This is a genomic window from Elusimicrobiaceae bacterium (assembly GCA_028700325.1).
In the GTDB taxonomy this organism is placed as follows: domain Bacteria; phylum Elusimicrobiota; class Elusimicrobia; order Elusimicrobiales; family Elusimicrobiaceae; genus JAQVSV01.
In genome coordinates this window covers 1-16,035 of the sequence record JAQVSV010000049.1, presented here as the reverse complement: position 1 = coordinate 16,035, position 16,035 = coordinate 1, and the positions used below count along the sequence as shown (strand labels likewise).

Here is a 16,035-nt window from a genome sequence, read left to right as displayed (position 1 = left end):
ATTGCAAAACAAAACATAACGGCACACTTCCGCTCAAACACAGCTATATCCTAAACAGCGGGTTGCTATGGTGCGATAAATGCGGGAGTCCAATGGAAGGCACTTCAGGAATAGGCAGAAGCAATGTCCGGTATTACTACTATGTATGCAAGAATCGTGCCTGCCGCAGGAAAGTGCCAGCAGGTGAAATTGAAGCGACAGTACTTGAACGCGTAAAAACCCTGGCTTGCGACGAGCGCATCGTCTCACAGATAGTCAACACAGCGAATGCGCAAACTTATAAAGAGCTGCCGCAACTGGAAACACAGAAAGCCGCACTTGAGAAGGAATTACTAAGGGTCAAAAACACTGCCGACAACCTCATGAACCGGTGGGATTGTGTCGCAAGCGACAGTAATGCCGGGTTTCTCAAGGAGAAACTGGACAAGCTGGCTATACGCCGCAAGGATCTGGAAACCGGAATTTCAGAACTTGCATTTGTAATTGAGGACTTGCAGCGCCACGCCCTGAGTCATGAGAAAATCAGCAAAGTATTGCAAAACTTCAGCGAAGTCTTCGCCCAGATGAAACCTTACCAGCAAAAGGAACTGATGAATCTGGTCCTGCATAAGGCAATAATAGGCGAAAAAGGCATAAAAATAGCCCTGCACGGTAAAATACCGGATGCAGGGCTTTTATTGGATGCGGCTGAGTTACGCACTCAGACGCCAAACTGGCTCTCGGGCTAGGATTCGAACCTAGAATGACCGGATCAAAACCGGTAGTGTTACCATTACACCACCCGAGAATTAAAACGGGCCGCCCGGTTCCCCGCCGCGGCCCGCAAGTGTTTCATGAAGCCGTTACTCTTCCTGTGCCAGCTGGCGCATAGTGTCCGTCGCGGACACCGTGCCGCTGTTTTCCTTCAGTTCTTCCTCATAGGCTTTAAGCACATGCTCTTCAAGGTATTGCCTGAAATCCTGATTGATCGGGTGAACCATGTCTTTGTGTGTGCCGTCCGGCAATTTCCGGGACGGCATGCACAAAAATATCCCTTTATTGCCCTGCACGACCTTCATGTTGCGCACCACAAAGCTATTGTCAAATGTCACGCTGGCAAACGCTTTCAGCCTATCCTCGTTCATCAGATGTATTCTGATCTCCGTAATCTCCATTGCTTCCTCTCCTAAGGAAAGCCGTTTTAATAACCCGCCGGCCCGGTTTTCGGGCCCGCAAAGCTATCTCTCCAGCCAATTCTCCCCTGTCACTAAGCGCGAACACTGTCGCCCCCGACCCGCTCATCAACACGGCATCCGCACCGAGCGACTCCAGCTCGCTCTTCACTTCCGCCACTGAGGTCCAAACCGGCAGAACCGCTTTCTCAAGTCTGTTATATAACAGCGACTTCCACCCCGGAAGAGTTTCCCCCTCTCCTAGGCTATCTACCATTTTATTAAGGGAACGGCAGTTTGTCAATATCTCGTCCGGGCTGCCGGGCCGCAGCCGTTTATAGGCCGCGGCGGTTGAAACTCCTTCACCCGGATAGACAAGCACAACATGCGGCATAACGGTTTTTACAGGCACCGGTTCCAGAAGGTCGCCAATTCCGCGGCCGCGCCAGAACGGCTCGGGACGGATAAAAACCGGCACATCCGCGCCCAGCCGCGCGCCCAGTTGCGTCAGCCTGGGCAGATTGGGCAGGCCTTCGCCCCCGTACAGGCGGTCGAGCCCGCGAAGAACCGCGCCCGCGTCGGACGAGCCGCCGCCCAGCCCCGCGCCGGTCGGGATATGTTTTTCCAGCCTCAGCCGCACTCCGTCGGCTATCCCGAACTCCGTGAGATAGGCAGTTGCGGCTTTCACGGCCAGATTGTCGCCGCCGCCCGGCAGTTCGCACCCGCTTTTGTTTGTCAGCTCCAATTCCACGCCGCAAAGATCCGGCCCGGCCGATATTTCCAGGCGGTCGCCATAATTCAGCTTGGCGAACAGGGTATCAAGCTCATGATAGCCATCGGGCCGGCGGCCCGTGACTTCAAGAAACAGATTGATTTTGGCCGGAGCGAATTCGTGTACAGTATCCATTTGATCATTATATAAAACTATCATGCCGGGCCGGCCGGCATGATACGGGCGGTATTGCCGGGCTTTTTGTTTGTATAATTTCCTTATGATCCCAAGGATACTGCTTCTGACAGCGCTATTGTGCGCGCCGGCTGCGGCGCAGGAATCGCGCAGCACTTACGCAACCGATTCATCGGGCAACTTTTACTCCGCAACCGCCAGATTCGACGGACGAAAGGATTACATCCATATTTCCCGGCTTGACGGCGCGGGCTATCTGGTCTGGGAAACGGATTATGTGTCCTTGCTGAGCCAGAAACCGGTTGCCGCGGTGACCGGGCCGGATAATCTTGTAATACTGGCCGCGCGCCAGATGGACGGATATAAAACGCTCGCGCTGGCCGCCTACAGCTACCGCAATTTCCTGACCTGGGAAACCGCGTTCGACGCCGGCGCCCAGATTATTCCCGTGGCGCTGGCCGTGGACGGAGCCGGCAATATTTATGCCTGCGGGCAAATCCGCGGACCGTCCGGCCGCTACAAAGCCAAGCTCTGGAAGTACGACCGCAACGGCGGCTGCGTCTGGTCCGCCGAATACGGCGACGGCAGCAACAACAGCTACGCGCAGCTGCTGCATCTGATGTATAACGGCAATATCGAGCTGGGCGTGAAACTCATGACCGGCGCGGCCGATTACGGCCAGTATCGCAGGCTTTCGCTGGTTTACTCGACTGACGGGCAGCTTCTCAACTGATTATTATGATACTCCATACCTTTGAAAAGATTTTGAAAAAAACCATTCTGGCGGCTGTGTTATGCGCCTGGCCGGCGGCGTTTGCCGGCGGAGTGTTCGTGACCGCGCTGCCGCGCCGCCCGGTCACGCTTGATCCCGCTTATATGTACGACCGCTACAGCGTGATGGCGGCGGTGAATATCTACGAGCCGCTTGTGCGGTTCGGCGCTTCGTCCTACCGCACAGGATTCGAGCCTGTGCTGGCGGAGCGGGTTCCGACAGAAAACAACGGGCTGATTTCCACCGACGGGCGCGTCTACACTTTCCCGATCCGCAAAGGCGTGAAATTCCACGACGGCACGGAGATGACGCCGCAGGACGTGCGCTATTCGCTGCTGCGCTTTATGCTGGCGGACAGGATTGAAGGGCCGTCCGGCCTTCTGCTCAATCCCATTCTGGGGATCAATTCCACGCGCGACAAAACCGGCCGGATCACGCTTGATTTTGAAGAAGCCGCCGGCGCGGTGCGCGTGGACGGCGCCAATGTCGTCATAACCCTGAAAAAACCGTTCCCCGCGTTTCTGGCGGTTCTGGCGGCGTGGCCGTGCGTGGTGTCAAGAAACTGGTGCGCCCGGCACGGCGAGTGGGACGGAGCGGAAACCACCTGGAAAAACTACAACAACCGCCCGCGGGAAAATTCCTATCTGAAAAACCACGCCAACGGAACCGGCCCGTTCGCGCTTGAAAGTTTCGACGATACGACCGGCCAGTTCACGCTCGGCAGCCACGACCTGTACTGGCGCGCCCCCGCGCCGCTTGACCAGCTGGTATTCGTTATCGAGCCGTCGGAACTGAACCGCCAGATAATGCTCGAAACCGGCGACGCCGATTACGCGGAATTCGGGCGCGCCAGCGTGCAAGACCTGGAAAAATTCCGGAATGTAACAGTGAAGGACGGGCTGCCGGACTACTCGCTCGGGCGGTTCATTGCGTTTTCGTTCAAGGTCGAAACCGGCTCCAACCCGATGACCGGCAGCGGCCGGCTTGACGGAACGGGCATTCCGGCCGACTTTTTCGCCGATGCCGATGTCCGCAAAGGGTTCGCCTACGCTTTCGACTATGAACGCTACTTCGCCGAGGTGCTGCGAGGCAGGGGCAAGAGGCTGACCAGTCCGGTTCCGCGGCCGGGCTCGCCGGAAAAGGCGGCCTATTACCGGGATCCGGAAAAAGCCGCCGCGCGCCTGAAAACCGCGTTTGAGGGGCGGCTGTGGGAAAAAGGGTTCCGGTGCGACGCGGAATATCCGCTCGACGATCCCGATGCGGAGGCGGTCGTGGATATTCTGTCCGACTCGCTTAAAGCCCTTAATCCGCGTTTTGAAGTGCATCCGCGCCCGGTTTCGGCCGAGCTTTTCAAGCAGGACATCCGCGCCGGCCGCGCGCCACTGTTCGTAAAAACATTCGAGCCGGATTACCCGGACTATTACAATTATGCGTTCGGGCTGATGCATTCCGAAGGGCTGATTCCGCGGATGCAGCGCTATTCCAATCCCCGGGCCGACCGGCTTTGCGCGGAAACGCTGTATAAAGACGGCCCGGCCCGCGAAACCGTTTTTTCCGCGCTTGACGCGATATACGAGCGCGACATACCCCAGCTGCTGCTTTATTCTCCCGTCAATTTCAAGGCGTACCGGTCGGGCCTGACCGGCATGGATGCGGACTGGGGAATGTGGGGCATGCACAATTTTCCTGATTATTACGCGGTTGTGAAGCCATAATCGGAAAAAGGGGAGGTACTGACCAAATGAGAAAAATAGTGATGCTGGCGGTTGGGTTCGGGTTCGGAGTATGCGCTTTTGCCCAGGCTGACACTGCGGCTCCGGTTAAAGAAGACAACTTCGCGCAGCGCAAGCAGGAGGCGCTCAAACGGGTAGACGAGCGGATCAGTTCGCTTAATCAGCTGAAAACCTGCATCGCCGCCGCCGCGGACGCGGCGGGGCTCAAGAGCTGTCATAAAACGCATAAAGGAGATCTCAAGGACATGCGCAAGGAGCTCAAAGAGGAACGAATGCAGAAGATTGGGAAAAGGCAGAAGAAGCTGGAAAGCAGAAAACAGAAAATGAAAGCGCAGGCAGAAATCGCGCCCGCGGCCTCCGAACCGGAGAACTGACACCTGAATCTTGTTCTGTCCGCCCGGCCGGTTGAACCGGCCGGGCGGTTTTTTATAAATTCCGCACATAAACCCCGGCGCTGGCCGGCACGACCTAATGATTGCCGGCATGGCATGGCTCAAGCAGTGGCCTGGACGGGTAACCCCGCTGGCTGGGCAAACGAAGTTTGGACCAACAGAACCCCCCGGCATAAGCCGGGGCAGGATAAAAGACTTGATTGCCGAACTTGCGGATAAAAACCCGCGCGCGATCCGGGCAAGTGATCCGCCGGATATTCCGGCAAAATTCCGGCGCGAGGATTCATTCGGGGCACTGTTTCCGGTCGGCCGGGCTGCCGGGCGTTTTCCACGGAATGGATTTTAGTTCGCTCTTGATATAATGCAGCAAAGCCGGCGCCAGCATGATTCCCGACACGCCCATAATAACGTTGCCGAGCAGGATCGCCAGCAGCATCTGCCACATCGGCAGCCGCACGCTCGAGCCCATTATTTTGCTGTTGAGGAAATATTCCAGTTTGTGGATGATCACCAGATACGCCAGCACTACCATCGCCAGGTTGAACGATATGCCCAGCGCGGTTATCGCGATCACCGAGTTGGAAATGATATTGCCGAGAATGGGAATGATGCCTATCAGAAACGTCATGGTGGTCAGGAAGGCCAGATGCGGGATGCCCGTAATGTAAAGGAACGCCATTGTCAGCACCGCGTTAATGGACGAAATGATGATCTGCGCGCCGAACACCCGTTCGAAACTGTGCATGAACTTGCGGATCCGGCGGTTGGTTTCGCGGCGCACCGCGTCGAACAGATTCGGGCAGTACTGCGGCGGCTTGCCGCTTATGAAAAACAGCACCACCGCCACGATCCCGATCGCGATATGAAACGCCTCTCTGGTCAGAAACGTGCTCGCTTTCGTGATGGTTAAAGCATGGCCCAGAATTCTGCTGTTAAGCAGCTCCCGCAATTCGCCGAAACTGCTGAACGGCAGCTCAATGCCGTAACGCTGCGCCAAAGCCGATACCTGCGGCAGCGCGCTCTCGACGATGCCCGGAAAGGTCAGCAGGGTCTGTTTCAGGAATTTGACGAAAACCACGGCCACCACCGCCACCGCCAGCAGAAAGGCTATCGCGGTCGCGGTGCGGGCGGGAAAATCAGGCAGCCGCATTTTTTTTATCAGCCGGAAAAAGAACTCCATCAGCATGAAAGCGAACAGGCTGGCCAGCATCACATGCGCCAGATGAAATATGACGGTCACCAGCAGCATGGCGATCATAAAAAAATAAGAAATCTTCTCTGCGGTCTTCATGCAGTTACGATAGCATTTTAAAACGCTGTTTTCACGGCCCGGCGCAAAGGGATTCTGGCGCGGACTCCGTTCCGAATTTCTAAATCCGGCCGAATAATGTAAACTGTTGCTATATGAACGTCAATTCCCGGTCATTCTGCCATCTCAAGAACGGCACATGCCTTCAGAAAACCCCGAAAGGAGCGACTTTGAGCATTCCCGGCCTGCGGGACCGGGACAACTCGCCCTGGCGCAGAACCTTAAAGCGCGCCGTCAATGCCGACGGCGCGCGCCTGCTTCAATTCTGCACGGGCGCGAGCTCCGTCGAGGCGATGATACGGGAACATAACGCCCGCTACCCGCGGAACCGGCTGTCGGAACGGGACGGGCTGGTTTTCCTGTCCGCCGCGGTTGAAGGCGGACTCCTGGCGGTGTCGGATACGCCGGCCGCACCGGCCGGCGTGCGGATTTGCGGCAGTTGCGACTGGTTCTGCCCGGAGCATACCACCGTTGAGCTTACCAGCCGCTGCAACCTGCGCTGCGAACACTGCTACCGCGCCAGCTCGCCGGAAAAAGACCGCTATATTGACACGGCTGTTCTGATGCGCTACCTCAACGAATTTTACGCGCACGGCGGCAGTGTGGTGGAATTGACCGGCGGAGAGGCCACGCTGCACCCTGATTTTTTTCAAATCGTCGAGTGGTGCCACGCCCACACCAGCAATTTCGGCGTGCTGACCAACGCCTACGGGCTTACAAAACCGAAAGCCGACCGGCTGGCGCAGTACAAGGATAACATGGTCGTGGCTGTCAGCCTCGACAGCCACCGCCCGGAATTCCACAGCCGGTTCCGCGGCCGGCCCGATGCGTTTGAGCGCACCACCCGCGCCATAAAACTGCTGGCGGAGCGCGGGTTTTTCATCCGCGTGGGCATGAGCGTGACGCTGGAAAATTTTTTCGACATAGAAGACACGATCCGGCTGGCGCGCGAGCTCGGCGCGACAAAGTTCACCTACAGCATGGTCTATGACGTGGGCCGGGCGGGCGAAAGCGCGATCGTGCAGATAAAAAAAATGTCCGACAGCGCGCGCTATTTCGAATATTACGACCGCGTTTTCGAAGAGAACCGGGATTTTCTTGTAACCGCCAACTCCGCCCAGCAGAACAGCGTGCGCAAGGGCAACTGCGGGCTGGTGCACCGTACCGTTACGCTCGGGCCGGACGGCACGCTCCGCCCCTGCGTGATGTTTGACAAAAGCCTGTCGCTCGGCGATATCGGCAGGCAGGGTTTCGAGGAGATTTTCAGTTCCGGGATCGGCAACCGGTTCGCCGCACTGCCCGGCCCCAAGCCGGAAATCTGCGGCGACTGCCCGGATTTCAGCTATTGCGCCAACTGCGTGCTGCGCGGCCTTAAAACCGCCGCGGAAAAAGGCGGATGCCGGTGGATGGATTCCGCACGGGCCGCGGAATTCGCCGGCCGCATGAACCTGCGGCCGAAAACCTGCATCAATTCCGCGGAACCCGAAACGGAGACCCGTAAAACATGAAAAATATCTTTTCGCTCGCGGCGCTCGCCGCGACGGCAATGCTGGCGGGCTGTGCGGGCGCGCCGGCCGGGCCGTCCGGCGCATGGACGGAGAAACAGACCGTTTATTTTGATCTGCTCGGGGTCAACGAAGCCTGGATCATGGCGGGCGGCAAGGGAGTCACAATCGGCATTATTGACGGCGGGTTCGATTATGACCATCCGGGACTTAAAGGCCGCATCCGGCAGGTTTACAGTTATCCCGGCGCGCACCATCCGACCGACATGCGCACTCTGGCGCACGGCACGTTCATCGCTTCCATAATAGGCGCCGTGCCGGTTGACGGCGGCATGAGCGGCCTCTGCCCGGATTCCGAAATGCTTGGCGCGGATATGGGCATTATCGAGCACTGGCGCACCAGATACCGCGTAAAATATTTTGCCGAACATCCGGCCGCCACCGCCGGGGAATATGAGAAAAGCCTTGAAGATAAAAAAAGCGAACTGGAAGAGTTCGATAAAAAATGGCTTCAATACGCCTCCAGTTCCGTAGCGGGCGGCCTGCGCGCGCTGACCGACTCCGGCGCGAAGGTTATTGCCATGAGCCTTATGCTCGCCGGGCTGGAAGGCGACGACCTAAAACAGCTTGAAGACGCCATGGCTTACGCCGCCGCGCACGACGTGATCATGATCGTCGGAGCGGGCAACAACGCCGATTATATAAAAGACTATCCCGGCCCGAACGCCGCCACGCTCGTTACCGGCTGCTCGGTAGGTGGCGCGGTGTGGACTCAAACGACAAACCAGAAAGGAAAAAATTACACCCAGGGCACGAATTACGGCCCCGATCTTGATGTGCTGGCTCCGTGCATGGAGGTGGTGGTCGCCAATCCGCACGAGCCCGCCTGGTATAAGGTGTCCGATGGCCCGCGCGGGCCGTACGACGTTAAATTTACCGGGGAATACGAGGTTTATCCCGCCGGCGGCACTTCCATTTCCGTGGCGTTTGCCGCGGGGCTGGCGGCGCTGGTGCGCTCGGCCAACCCCGCGCTGACCGCGGAGCAGACGGCGGAGATCATCCGCAAAACCGCGGACGATTTCGCTCCGCCCGGGCGCGACGACGCCAACGGCTGGGGCCGCGTCAATTTTTACCGCGCCGTCAGCCTCGCCGCGCAAACCGCGCCTGCACCCGCGCCTGCCGCGCAATAAATATTCAATGGCTACGCCCGGGCGTACGCGGCTGCAAACGCCGTCATGCGTAAGGGCTGCGGAGTGTTTTGTTACGGAGAGAACGGCAGTTTCGGCATAAGTGGATTGCCTGACAGGCGCGCCAGCCGGGCGGATAGCGGCAGTCACCCGGGGGCCGGGGCGCACGCCCGGAGAGCGGACAAGCCGGCACAGGGTTGTATTTGTTGTAAAATTAACAGGGATCAATCCGCGGCCGAGACGTTTTTTTGAGGCTGTTCGCGTGGTCGGGCCGGCAGGCACGGCAAGAATATTGTTTGTCGGGGACAGGGCGGGATGGCTAAAATAAAAAAAATTTTCACCGGGATGCTTGTTGTCGGGCTGTGCTGTATCGCGGCGGCGCGGGGCGCGGAAATTTCCGCGCCGGAGGCGCCGCGTCCGGATGTTCAGGTTCCCGCGCAGCTGCATATAGAGGGCCTGCCGCCGCTGAACGGCTGGATGTTCCGGCATGACGGAAAGAAAGCCGACTGGCTTGGCATTGCGTTTGAGGGAAAAACGCTTAACGAACCGATTAACGTCATAATAGCGGACTCACATGCGTCGTCCGCCGGGAACGCCGAAGCGCGGCTGCTGGCGGCCTGCGAGGCGGCGGATTATAAAGACCGCTACGGGCACAGCTCCGATTATATGGGTTTTATCAATGGCGTGCTGGTTCCGCAGTTTCCCAGCCGCCGGCGGCATTCTTTCGCCAACAAAGTGTTTGAGGAAACGAATAATCACGGCAGGATATTCGGGCCGGTACAGTACCGGGGCCAGTACTGGTTTTTAGCCGCTTTCAGCCGGGAAAAAGTGCATTTCGCGCCCAGACCGGAACATAAATTCGTTTCGTTTAATCAGGCGCGCGATGATTTCGGCTGGCGGATGAACCGGACCGGGCGCTATCTGGTTAAGGATTTTGTCCGGCTGGATAACGCAATACTGGGCGAGCGTGATTTGTCGTCCGGCGATCATGACGGCGTGGCGATACTGCTGCAGGCCGTGAAATAGTGGACTGACGCCGCTTCTCTTGCCAGGTTTTCAAAAAACTTGCTATAAAGGTAAATATAATATTATTATAATACAGACCGCGACTATCGTGGACAGACTGACTACAAGGAACCGAATCACATGACAAGGAAAGCATTAATCGCCGGAAACTGGAAAATGTTCAACACCCTTAACGAAGCGGTTGAGCTGGTGACCGCGCTTAAGCGGGGCCTGGAGCCCGGCTGCAGGGCCGAAGTGATGGTGGCGCCGTCATTCACCGCGCTGGCGGTGGTGTCGGAAGCGCTGAAAGGCAGCGGTATTATCCTCTCGGCTCAGGATACCCATTGGGAAGACAAGGGCGCGTTTACCAGCGCGGTGTCGCCGGTGCAGCTGAAGGATGCCGGGTGCACGCACGTTATCATAGGCCATTCCGAACGGCGCAGCGTGTTCGGCGACACTGACGAGCTTGTGAACAAAAAGATTTCCGCCGCGCTCCGCCACGGGCTGGCGCCCGTGCTGTGCGTGGGAGAAACGCTTGACGAGCGCGAAGCCAATAAAACCTACCGCGTGCTGGAAACCCAGCTCGCCGGCGGGCTGAAAGGGTTTAAGCCGGAACAGCTGTCCGCGCTGGTTATAGCGTATGAGCCGGTGTGGGCGATCGGCACGGGGAAAACCGCGACACCCGAGCAGGCGCAGGACGCGCACCTGTTCATCCGCAGGCAGGTTGCGGGGCTTGTGTCGGATGCTTTTGCCGGGGCGGTGCGGATACTGTACGGCGGCTCGGTCAAGCCGGACAACATTGACAGCATCATGATGCAGCCCGACGTGGACGGCGCGCTTGTCGGCGGAGCAAGCCTCAAGGCCGCAGATTTTCTGCGGATCATCAATTTCCGGGAAGTGCTGGCGAAAGCACAGGGATAAGTATGAACTCGGAACTAACATCTAAAATAGCAACCGTGATAAAACAGCATATGAAAAGATCAGAAAAACCGATACCAGTAGGCATATCAAACAGGCACATACACGTTACGGAGAGCGATTTCAAGGTTCTTTTCGGCGCGGATTCCAGGCTGACCGTCAAAAAAGATCTGGCTCAGCCCGGCCAGTACGCCTGCGAGGAAGTGGTGACGCTGGAAGGGGACAAGGGTAAAATTGACAGGGTGCGTATTCTGGGTCCGTACCGCGCGCAGACACAGGTTGAGGTTTCCGTGTCGGACGCGATCAGGCTGGGCGTAAGCCCCGTGGTGCGCGATTCCGGAAAACTGGCGGGCACGCCGGGGCTTAAAGTGACCGGCCCGAAAGGTTCCGTGACCATCACCTCCGGCGTGATTGTGGCCAAGCGGCACATTCACCTGTCGGAGGCTGACGCGGCGGGGTTCGACGTCAGGGACGGCGAGCTGGTGCGCGTGCGCTGCGGCTGCGGCACCGAGCGGGAGCTGGTTTTTGAGCAGGTGCTCTGCCGCGTGAGCGGCAGTTTCGCGCTGGAAGCGCATTTCGACATGGAAGAAGCCAACGCCGCCATGCTCAAGAACGGCGACAAAATATTTATCGTCTGACCAGTCGGGCAGTTTTAAATAACGGAGGTAGCACCATGGAAGCGTTAGGAATGATTGAAACCAAAGGGCTCGTGCCCTGCGTGGAAGCCGCGGACGCAGCCGCCAAGGCGGCGAGCGTCACTATCGTGGGTTATGAAAAAATCGGGAGCGGGCTGTGCACCGTGCTGTTCCGCGGCGAAGTGGCCGCCTGCCGCGCCAGCTGCGATGCCGGAGCCGCCGCCGCCCAGCGCGTGGGCGAAGTGGTCAGCGTGCATGTCATCCCGCAGCCGCACGGCGACCTGGAAGGCAAATTTCCCATTGCTGAAGCGAAAAAGAAATAACGCCGTTTAGGTTCGCGCCGGGCGGCCGCCCGGCGCGGGCCGACATTTTCACGGAGTTCCGCCCGCAGGCATTTTTTGCCGCGGCCGGGCGGATCGGCAAGGAGAGTTTATGCTTTTCGCAAGAGTTACCGGCACCGTGGTGTGCACGCGCAAGGAAGAAAAACTTGTAGGCGCGAAACTGCTGCTTGTGCAGCCGGTGGATGTGGGCGGCGCCCCCAGGGGCAACCCGCTGGTCGCGGTGGACGCGGTGGGCGCGGGCGAAGGCGAACTGGTGCTGCTGGTGCAGGGTTCCTCGGCCCGGCAGACCGCGCTGACCGAATCGCGCCCGGTGGACTGCACGATTTTCGGCATTGTGGATTCCATTGAAAACGGCGGCAAGCCGGTGTTCCGCAAAAGCGCGGATCCGGCGCGCAGGTAGGTAGCGGGAGCTTTATATGAACGAGCGGGATATCGGCAGGATAGTCGGCGAAGTGCTCAAGCGGCTTGAAACAGCGGCGGAGCCCGGTGGTTCCGGCGGCGGAGTGTTTAAGACGGTGGATGAAGCCGTATCCGCCGCGCGCGCCGCGCAGGCTGTGTTTCAGGAACTGGGCGTGGAAAAGCGCCGCGAGATCATAAAGGCCATCCGCGAAGCGGCGGCGGCAAACGCGCAGAAGCTCGCCAGAATGGCGCATGAGGAAACCGGCATGGGCCGTTACGAGGACAAGGTGCGGAAAAACATCATCTGCGCCGTCAAAAGCCCCGGCGTGTCCGACATCGTTTCTCAGTGCTATACCGGCGACAAGGGACTGACTCTGGTCGAGTTCGCGCCGTTCGGCGTGGTGGCGGCGGTGACTCCGTCCACCAACCCGGCCGCCACCGTGATCAATAATTCCATTATTATTCTCGCCGGCGGCAACGCGGTTGTTTTTGCTCCGCATCCGGCCGCCAAAAAAACCACCGCCGAAGCGGTGCGACTTATTAACGGCGCGATTCTGTCGGCGGGCGGTCCGGCGAACGTGGTGGCGACCGTGGAGGAGCCTTCGCAGGAGGCGACCAAAGCGCTGCTGTCCCATCCCGGCACAAACCTCAACCTTGTTACGGGCGGCCCGGCTATCGTGAAAGTGGCGATGAGCACCGGCAAAACCTGCAAGGTGATCGCGGCGGGGCCGGGCAATCCGCCGGTTGTGGTGGACGAAACCGCCGTGTTTCCCGACTGCGCGAACCATATAGTGTTCGGCGCGAGTTTCGATAACGGCGTGCTGTGCACGGCGGAGAAGGAAGTGATTGTGCTGGAGTCAGCGAAAGAAAAATTCCTTGCCGCTTTGCGCGCCAATGCCGGCGCGCGCGAGCTGAGCCGCGAGCAGTTCGACAGGCTCACGGATATCGTCATCAAAAAGCGCGCGGCGGACGGGCATGAAGCGGTGATGAACCGCGATTATGTAGGCCATAACGCCGGATTCATAGCCAAAGCGATAGGTCTTGACCTGCCCGACAGCGTGCGCGTGCTCTGGAGCGTGGTGCCCAACGATCATCCGCTGGTGTGGGCCGAACAGCTGATGCCGGTGCTGCCGGTCACGATAGCTCCGGATCTCGACGCCGCGCTGGAGCTGGCCTATCACGCGGAAGGGTATAACCGCCATACCGCCGCGATGCATTCCACGAACATCGCCAGTCTTACCCGGATGGCGCGCAGGATGCAGTGTTCCATTTTTGTCAAGAACGCGCCCACGATCTACGGGCTGGGAATGGGCGAGGGCTACGCCGGCATGTCCATCGGCACGCCGACGGGCGACGGGATCAGCAAGCCCACCTGTTTTGTGCGGCGTCTGCACTGCGCCACCGTGGGCCATTTCAGGATCACCTAGGAGAACCGACTATGCAGGCGAATCTGGCTTTGGGACTGTTGGAAACGAAATCAATAGCGCGCGGGGTCGAAGCGGTGGACGCGATGTGCAAGGCGGCCGGCGTGGAAATTCATACGGCCCGGGCGATCTGCAGCGGGAAATATTACATTGTCATAAAAGGCCCGGTCGGCGAGGTGGAGTCTTCGCTGCGGGCCGGCGCGGAAATCGCGGGCGATGTTTTAGTGGCGCAGCACATCATCCGCAGCGTGCACCGGATGGTGTTTGACCGGCTCGACTCCAGGCTGCTGCCTGAAAAGCTGGACGCCGTGGGCATGATCGAAACGAAAGACGTGATCTCCGCGGTTTATGCGGCCGACGCGGCCTGCAAAGCGGCTTCCGTTTATCTGGCGGAAGTGCGGCTGGGCCGGGGGATAGGCGGCAAGTCCTATTTCACCGTCAACGGCGAGGTGGGCGCGGTGCGCGCGGCCATCGCGGCGGGCATGAAAGCGATTCCCGCAGAGCAGCTGGTGACGCGCATGGTTATTCCGCAGGCGCACGCGGCGGTTTTGAAAGCGCTTTAAGCCGGTCCGCGCGGCTTGCCGCGCGGAATACAGGGTATGGCGCGCACCGGTCAGGCGGCGCGCGACGGCAGGAACGGAGAGTTGTTATGCGACTGGTAATAGGGTCCGATCACGGCGGTCTGGCCGCCAAGGAAAAACTAAAAAAGTTTCTGCAGGAACTGGGGCATGAAGTGACTGATTTCGGGTGTTACACCGCCGAGGCGGTTGACTATCCCGATCCGGCGCTGCTCGTTGCGGAAGCCGTGGTGGCCGGCAAATTCGAAAAGGGCATCCTGCTCGACGGGTTCGGCGGGGCCGTGGCGTTTGCCGCCAACAAGGTGCCGGGCGCGCGGGCGGTGTGCGCGTATGATCTGGTTTCGGCGGAGTTCGCCGCCGCGCATGAAAACTGCAACGTGCTCTGTCTGGGCGGCAAGACGATCGGCGAGCTGACGCTTCAGAAAATCGCGAAGGTTTTTCTGGCGACCGCGTTTGAGGGTTCGCGCCACCAAAAACGGCTCGACAAAGTGACCGCGATCGAGAGGAAATACAGCCGATGAAACTGGCCGAGGTGACGGGCCGGGTATTCTGCGCGCGCCAGTACGGCGCGCTCGACGGCAAGAAACTGCTGCTCATCCGTCCGCTCGACTGGATGACCGGCGAGCCGGACGGCGACACGCTGGTCGCGGCGGACTGCGTCGGCGCGGGCTGGAAGGAAAAGGTTTTTTTCGTGCAGTCGCGCGAAGCGGCGGTGGCGTTTGACGGGTTCGACGGCGAAACCGCCTCGAACGGAGAGCTTCCTCCGGTGGACGCGGCTATAATCGGCATTGTGGACGGCTGGCAGGCCGGCGGAAAAAAGTTTAAACAGGCGGGGCAATGTTCATAGCCAAAGTCGAAGGGAACGTGTGGGCGACCCGCAAGCATGACACTCTGGCGGGTTACAAGCTGTTGCTGGTGCGGGCGGTGGATCCCCGGGCCGGCGCGGCGGTCGGGCCGGCGCAGCTGGCGCTTGACACAGGCGTGGGCGCGGGGCCTGGCGATACGGTTCTGGTGCTTGACGAAGGCGGTTCGGCGCGGGTTATGACGGGCGACGCCAGGATGCCCGTGCGGACAGTGGTTTGCGGAGTGGTTGACAGCGTGAGTTTTAACGGCGAGGTGATAAAATATGCGTGACGAAGAAATCAGCGGGATTGTGAACGGCATTGTGAAGAAAATGGCGGAACGCGGCGCGGCTTCGGCGGGCGCGGCGCGCGGGGTTACCGTGGGGACCGCGGGCAAGATATTTTCCTCTCCGCTCACCAACTGGCGCAACGCGGCCGGGACACAGGCTGCCGCGGCCGGGCCCGCCTGCAACGGCGTGTGCGGCACCAAAAACTGCCAGAACTGCAACCCGATGAGCCATATGTCGGCCGAGCAGCTTAAGCTGTCCGGCGCGGACCGGGTAAGCGTGTGCAATCCCGGCGCGGAATGCGCCGCCGTGGCGGGCATGATAGACCATACGCTGCTGAAGGCCAACGCCACGCAGGAGGAGGTCGGCAAACTGTGCGCCGACGCGGCGAAATACAAATTCGCGTCCGTTTGCGTCAATCCCGCGTATGTCAGCCTGGCGGCGAGCGTGCTTAAAGACTCGGGTGTGAAGGTCTGCACGGTGATAGGGTTCCCGCTCGGCTCCACCACGCCGACCGTGAAAGCCCTGGAGGCGCGCGACGCAATCGCCAACGGCGCGGACGAAATTGACATGGTGATAAACGTGGGCGCGCTCAAGTCCGGCAACGACGCGCTGGTGTTCGACGATATCAAGGCCGTGCGCGAGGCTAC

20 protein-coding genes and 1 tRNA gene are annotated in these 16,035 nt (G+C 59.4%); 17 read left to right on the top strand and 4 right to left on the bottom strand.

The window, feature by feature from the left end:
* Positions 1-728, top strand: a 728-nt coding sequence (locus PHW69_07140; GenBank protein MDD4004962.1) for a zinc ribbon domain-containing protein, incomplete at its 5' end; no start/stop codon positions are given.
* Here PHW69_07140 and PHW69_07135 read toward each other — a convergent pair.
* From PHW69_07135 to ispE, 3 genes are all read right to left on the bottom strand, one after another.
* Positions 714-787 (bottom strand) — tRNA-Gln (locus tag PHW69_07135). The genes PHW69_07140 and PHW69_07135 overlap by 15 nt on opposite strands.
* 55 nt (positions 788-842) lie before the next feature.
* A complete protein-coding gene (locus PHW69_07130; protein MDD4004961.1) occupies positions 843-1,124 on the bottom strand; it encodes a SpoVG family protein in 282 nt (93 codons plus the stop codon).
* On the bottom strand, positions 1,111-2,058 hold the full coding sequence (ispE, locus tag PHW69_07125) for a 4-(cytidine 5'-diphospho)-2-C-methyl-D-erythritol kinase (protein ID MDD4004960.1): 948 nt from the start codon (positions 2,056-2,058) through the stop codon (positions 1,111-1,113). The genes PHW69_07130 and ispE overlap by 14 nt, the downstream gene beginning before the upstream one ends.
* An 85-nt stretch (positions 2,059-2,143) precedes the next feature.
* On the opposite strand from ispE, the gene PHW69_07120 reads away from it, so the two are divergent.
* Genes PHW69_07120 through PHW69_07110 form a run of 3 tightly spaced genes read left to right on the top strand, consistent with a single transcriptional unit; the run spans position 2,144 to position 4,937 of the window.
* Positions 2,144-2,791, top strand: a complete 648-nt coding sequence (locus tag PHW69_07120) for a hypothetical protein (GenBank protein MDD4004959.1) — start codon at positions 2,144-2,146, stop codon at positions 2,789-2,791.
* Positions 2,792-2,796: 5 nt separating this feature from the next.
* Positions 2,797-4,545 carry an ABC transporter substrate-binding protein gene (locus PHW69_07115; GenBank protein MDD4004958.1) on the top strand — a complete coding sequence of 583 codons (1,749 nt, stop codon included), beginning with the start codon at positions 2,797-2,799 and terminating at the stop codon, positions 4,543-4,545.
* Positions 4,546-4,571: 26 nt separating this feature from the next.
* Positions 4,572-4,937: a hypothetical protein gene (locus tag PHW69_07110; protein ID MDD4004957.1), complete on the top strand. Its 366-nt coding sequence runs from the start codon at positions 4,572-4,574 to the stop codon at positions 4,935-4,937.
* A gap of 301 nt (positions 4,938-5,238) precedes the next feature.
* Here PHW69_07110 and PHW69_07105 read toward each other — a convergent pair whose 3' ends face one another.
* Positions 5,239-6,246, bottom strand: coding sequence for an AI-2E family transporter (locus PHW69_07105; GenBank protein ID MDD4004956.1), 1,008 nt, complete (start codon positions 6,244-6,246; stop codon positions 5,239-5,241).
* A gap of 113 nt (positions 6,247-6,359) precedes the next feature.
* On the opposite strand from PHW69_07105, the gene PHW69_07100 reads away from it, so the two are divergent.
* From PHW69_07100 to deoC, 13 genes are all read left to right on the top strand, one after another.
* On the top strand, positions 6,360-7,772 hold the full coding sequence (locus PHW69_07100; GenBank protein ID MDD4004955.1) for a radical SAM protein: 1,413 nt from the start codon (positions 6,360-6,362) through the stop codon (positions 7,770-7,772).
* Complete coding sequence (locus tag PHW69_07095; GenBank protein MDD4004954.1) at positions 7,769-8,959, top strand: S8 family serine peptidase; 1,191 nt, start codon at positions 7,769-7,771, stop codon at positions 8,957-8,959. The genes PHW69_07100 and PHW69_07095 overlap by 4 nt, the downstream gene beginning before the upstream one ends.
* A gap of 312 nt (positions 8,960-9,271) precedes the next feature.
* The gene (locus PHW69_07090; protein ID MDD4004953.1) at positions 9,272-9,982 is read left to right on the top strand and encodes a hypothetical protein; all 711 of its coding nucleotides are present in this window, start codon (positions 9,272-9,274) and stop codon (positions 9,980-9,982) included.
* A gap of 120 nt (positions 9,983-10,102) precedes the next feature.
* Complete coding sequence (gene tpiA, locus PHW69_07085; GenBank protein MDD4004952.1) at positions 10,103-10,882, top strand: triose-phosphate isomerase; 780 nt, start codon at positions 10,103-10,105, stop codon at positions 10,880-10,882.
* A gap of 50 nt (positions 10,883-10,932) precedes the next feature.
* Complete coding sequence (locus PHW69_07080) at positions 10,933-11,517, top strand: phosphate propanoyltransferase (GenBank protein MDD4004951.1); 585 nt, start codon at positions 10,933-10,935, stop codon at positions 11,515-11,517.
* Between the two features lie 35 nt (positions 11,518-11,552).
* Complete coding sequence (eutM, locus tag PHW69_07075) at positions 11,553-11,837, top strand: ethanolamine utilization microcompartment protein EutM (GenBank protein ID MDD4004950.1); 285 nt, start codon at positions 11,553-11,555, stop codon at positions 11,835-11,837.
* A 109-nt stretch (positions 11,838-11,946) separates the two neighbouring features.
* On the top strand, positions 11,947-12,255 hold the full coding sequence (locus PHW69_07070) for a EutN/CcmL family microcompartment protein (protein ID MDD4004949.1): 309 nt from the start codon (positions 11,947-11,949) through the stop codon (positions 12,253-12,255).
* Positions 12,256-12,271: 16 nt separating this feature from the next.
* The gene (locus PHW69_07065; protein ID MDD4004948.1) at positions 12,272-13,681 is read left to right on the top strand and encodes an aldehyde dehydrogenase; all 1,410 of its coding nucleotides are present in this window, start codon (positions 12,272-12,274) and stop codon (positions 13,679-13,681) included.
* Between the two features lie 11 nt (positions 13,682-13,692).
* Positions 13,693-14,241 (top strand): BMC domain-containing protein, encoded by a 549-nt coding sequence (locus PHW69_07060; GenBank protein MDD4004947.1) that lies wholly within the window; start codon positions 13,693-13,695, stop codon positions 14,239-14,241.
* A gap of 86 nt (positions 14,242-14,327) precedes the next feature.
* Positions 14,328-14,777, top strand: a complete 450-nt coding sequence (locus tag PHW69_07055) for an RpiB/LacA/LacB family sugar-phosphate isomerase (protein ID MDD4004946.1) — start codon at positions 14,328-14,330, stop codon at positions 14,775-14,777.
* Entirely contained in the window at positions 14,774-15,103 is a 330-nt protein-coding gene (locus PHW69_07050) for a EutN/CcmL family microcompartment protein (GenBank protein ID MDD4004945.1), read from the top strand. Before PHW69_07055 ends, PHW69_07050 begins: the two co-directional genes overlap by 4 nt.
* Positions 15,094-15,390, top strand: a complete 297-nt coding sequence (locus PHW69_07045) for a EutN/CcmL family microcompartment protein (GenBank protein ID MDD4004944.1) — start codon at positions 15,094-15,096, stop codon at positions 15,388-15,390. The genes PHW69_07050 and PHW69_07045 overlap by 10 nt, the downstream gene beginning before the upstream one ends.
* A partial coding sequence (gene deoC / locus PHW69_07040) for a deoxyribose-phosphate aldolase (protein ID MDD4004943.1) occupies positions 15,383-16,035 on the top strand: 653 nt, incomplete at its 3' end. The genes PHW69_07045 and deoC, both read left to right, overlap by 8 nt.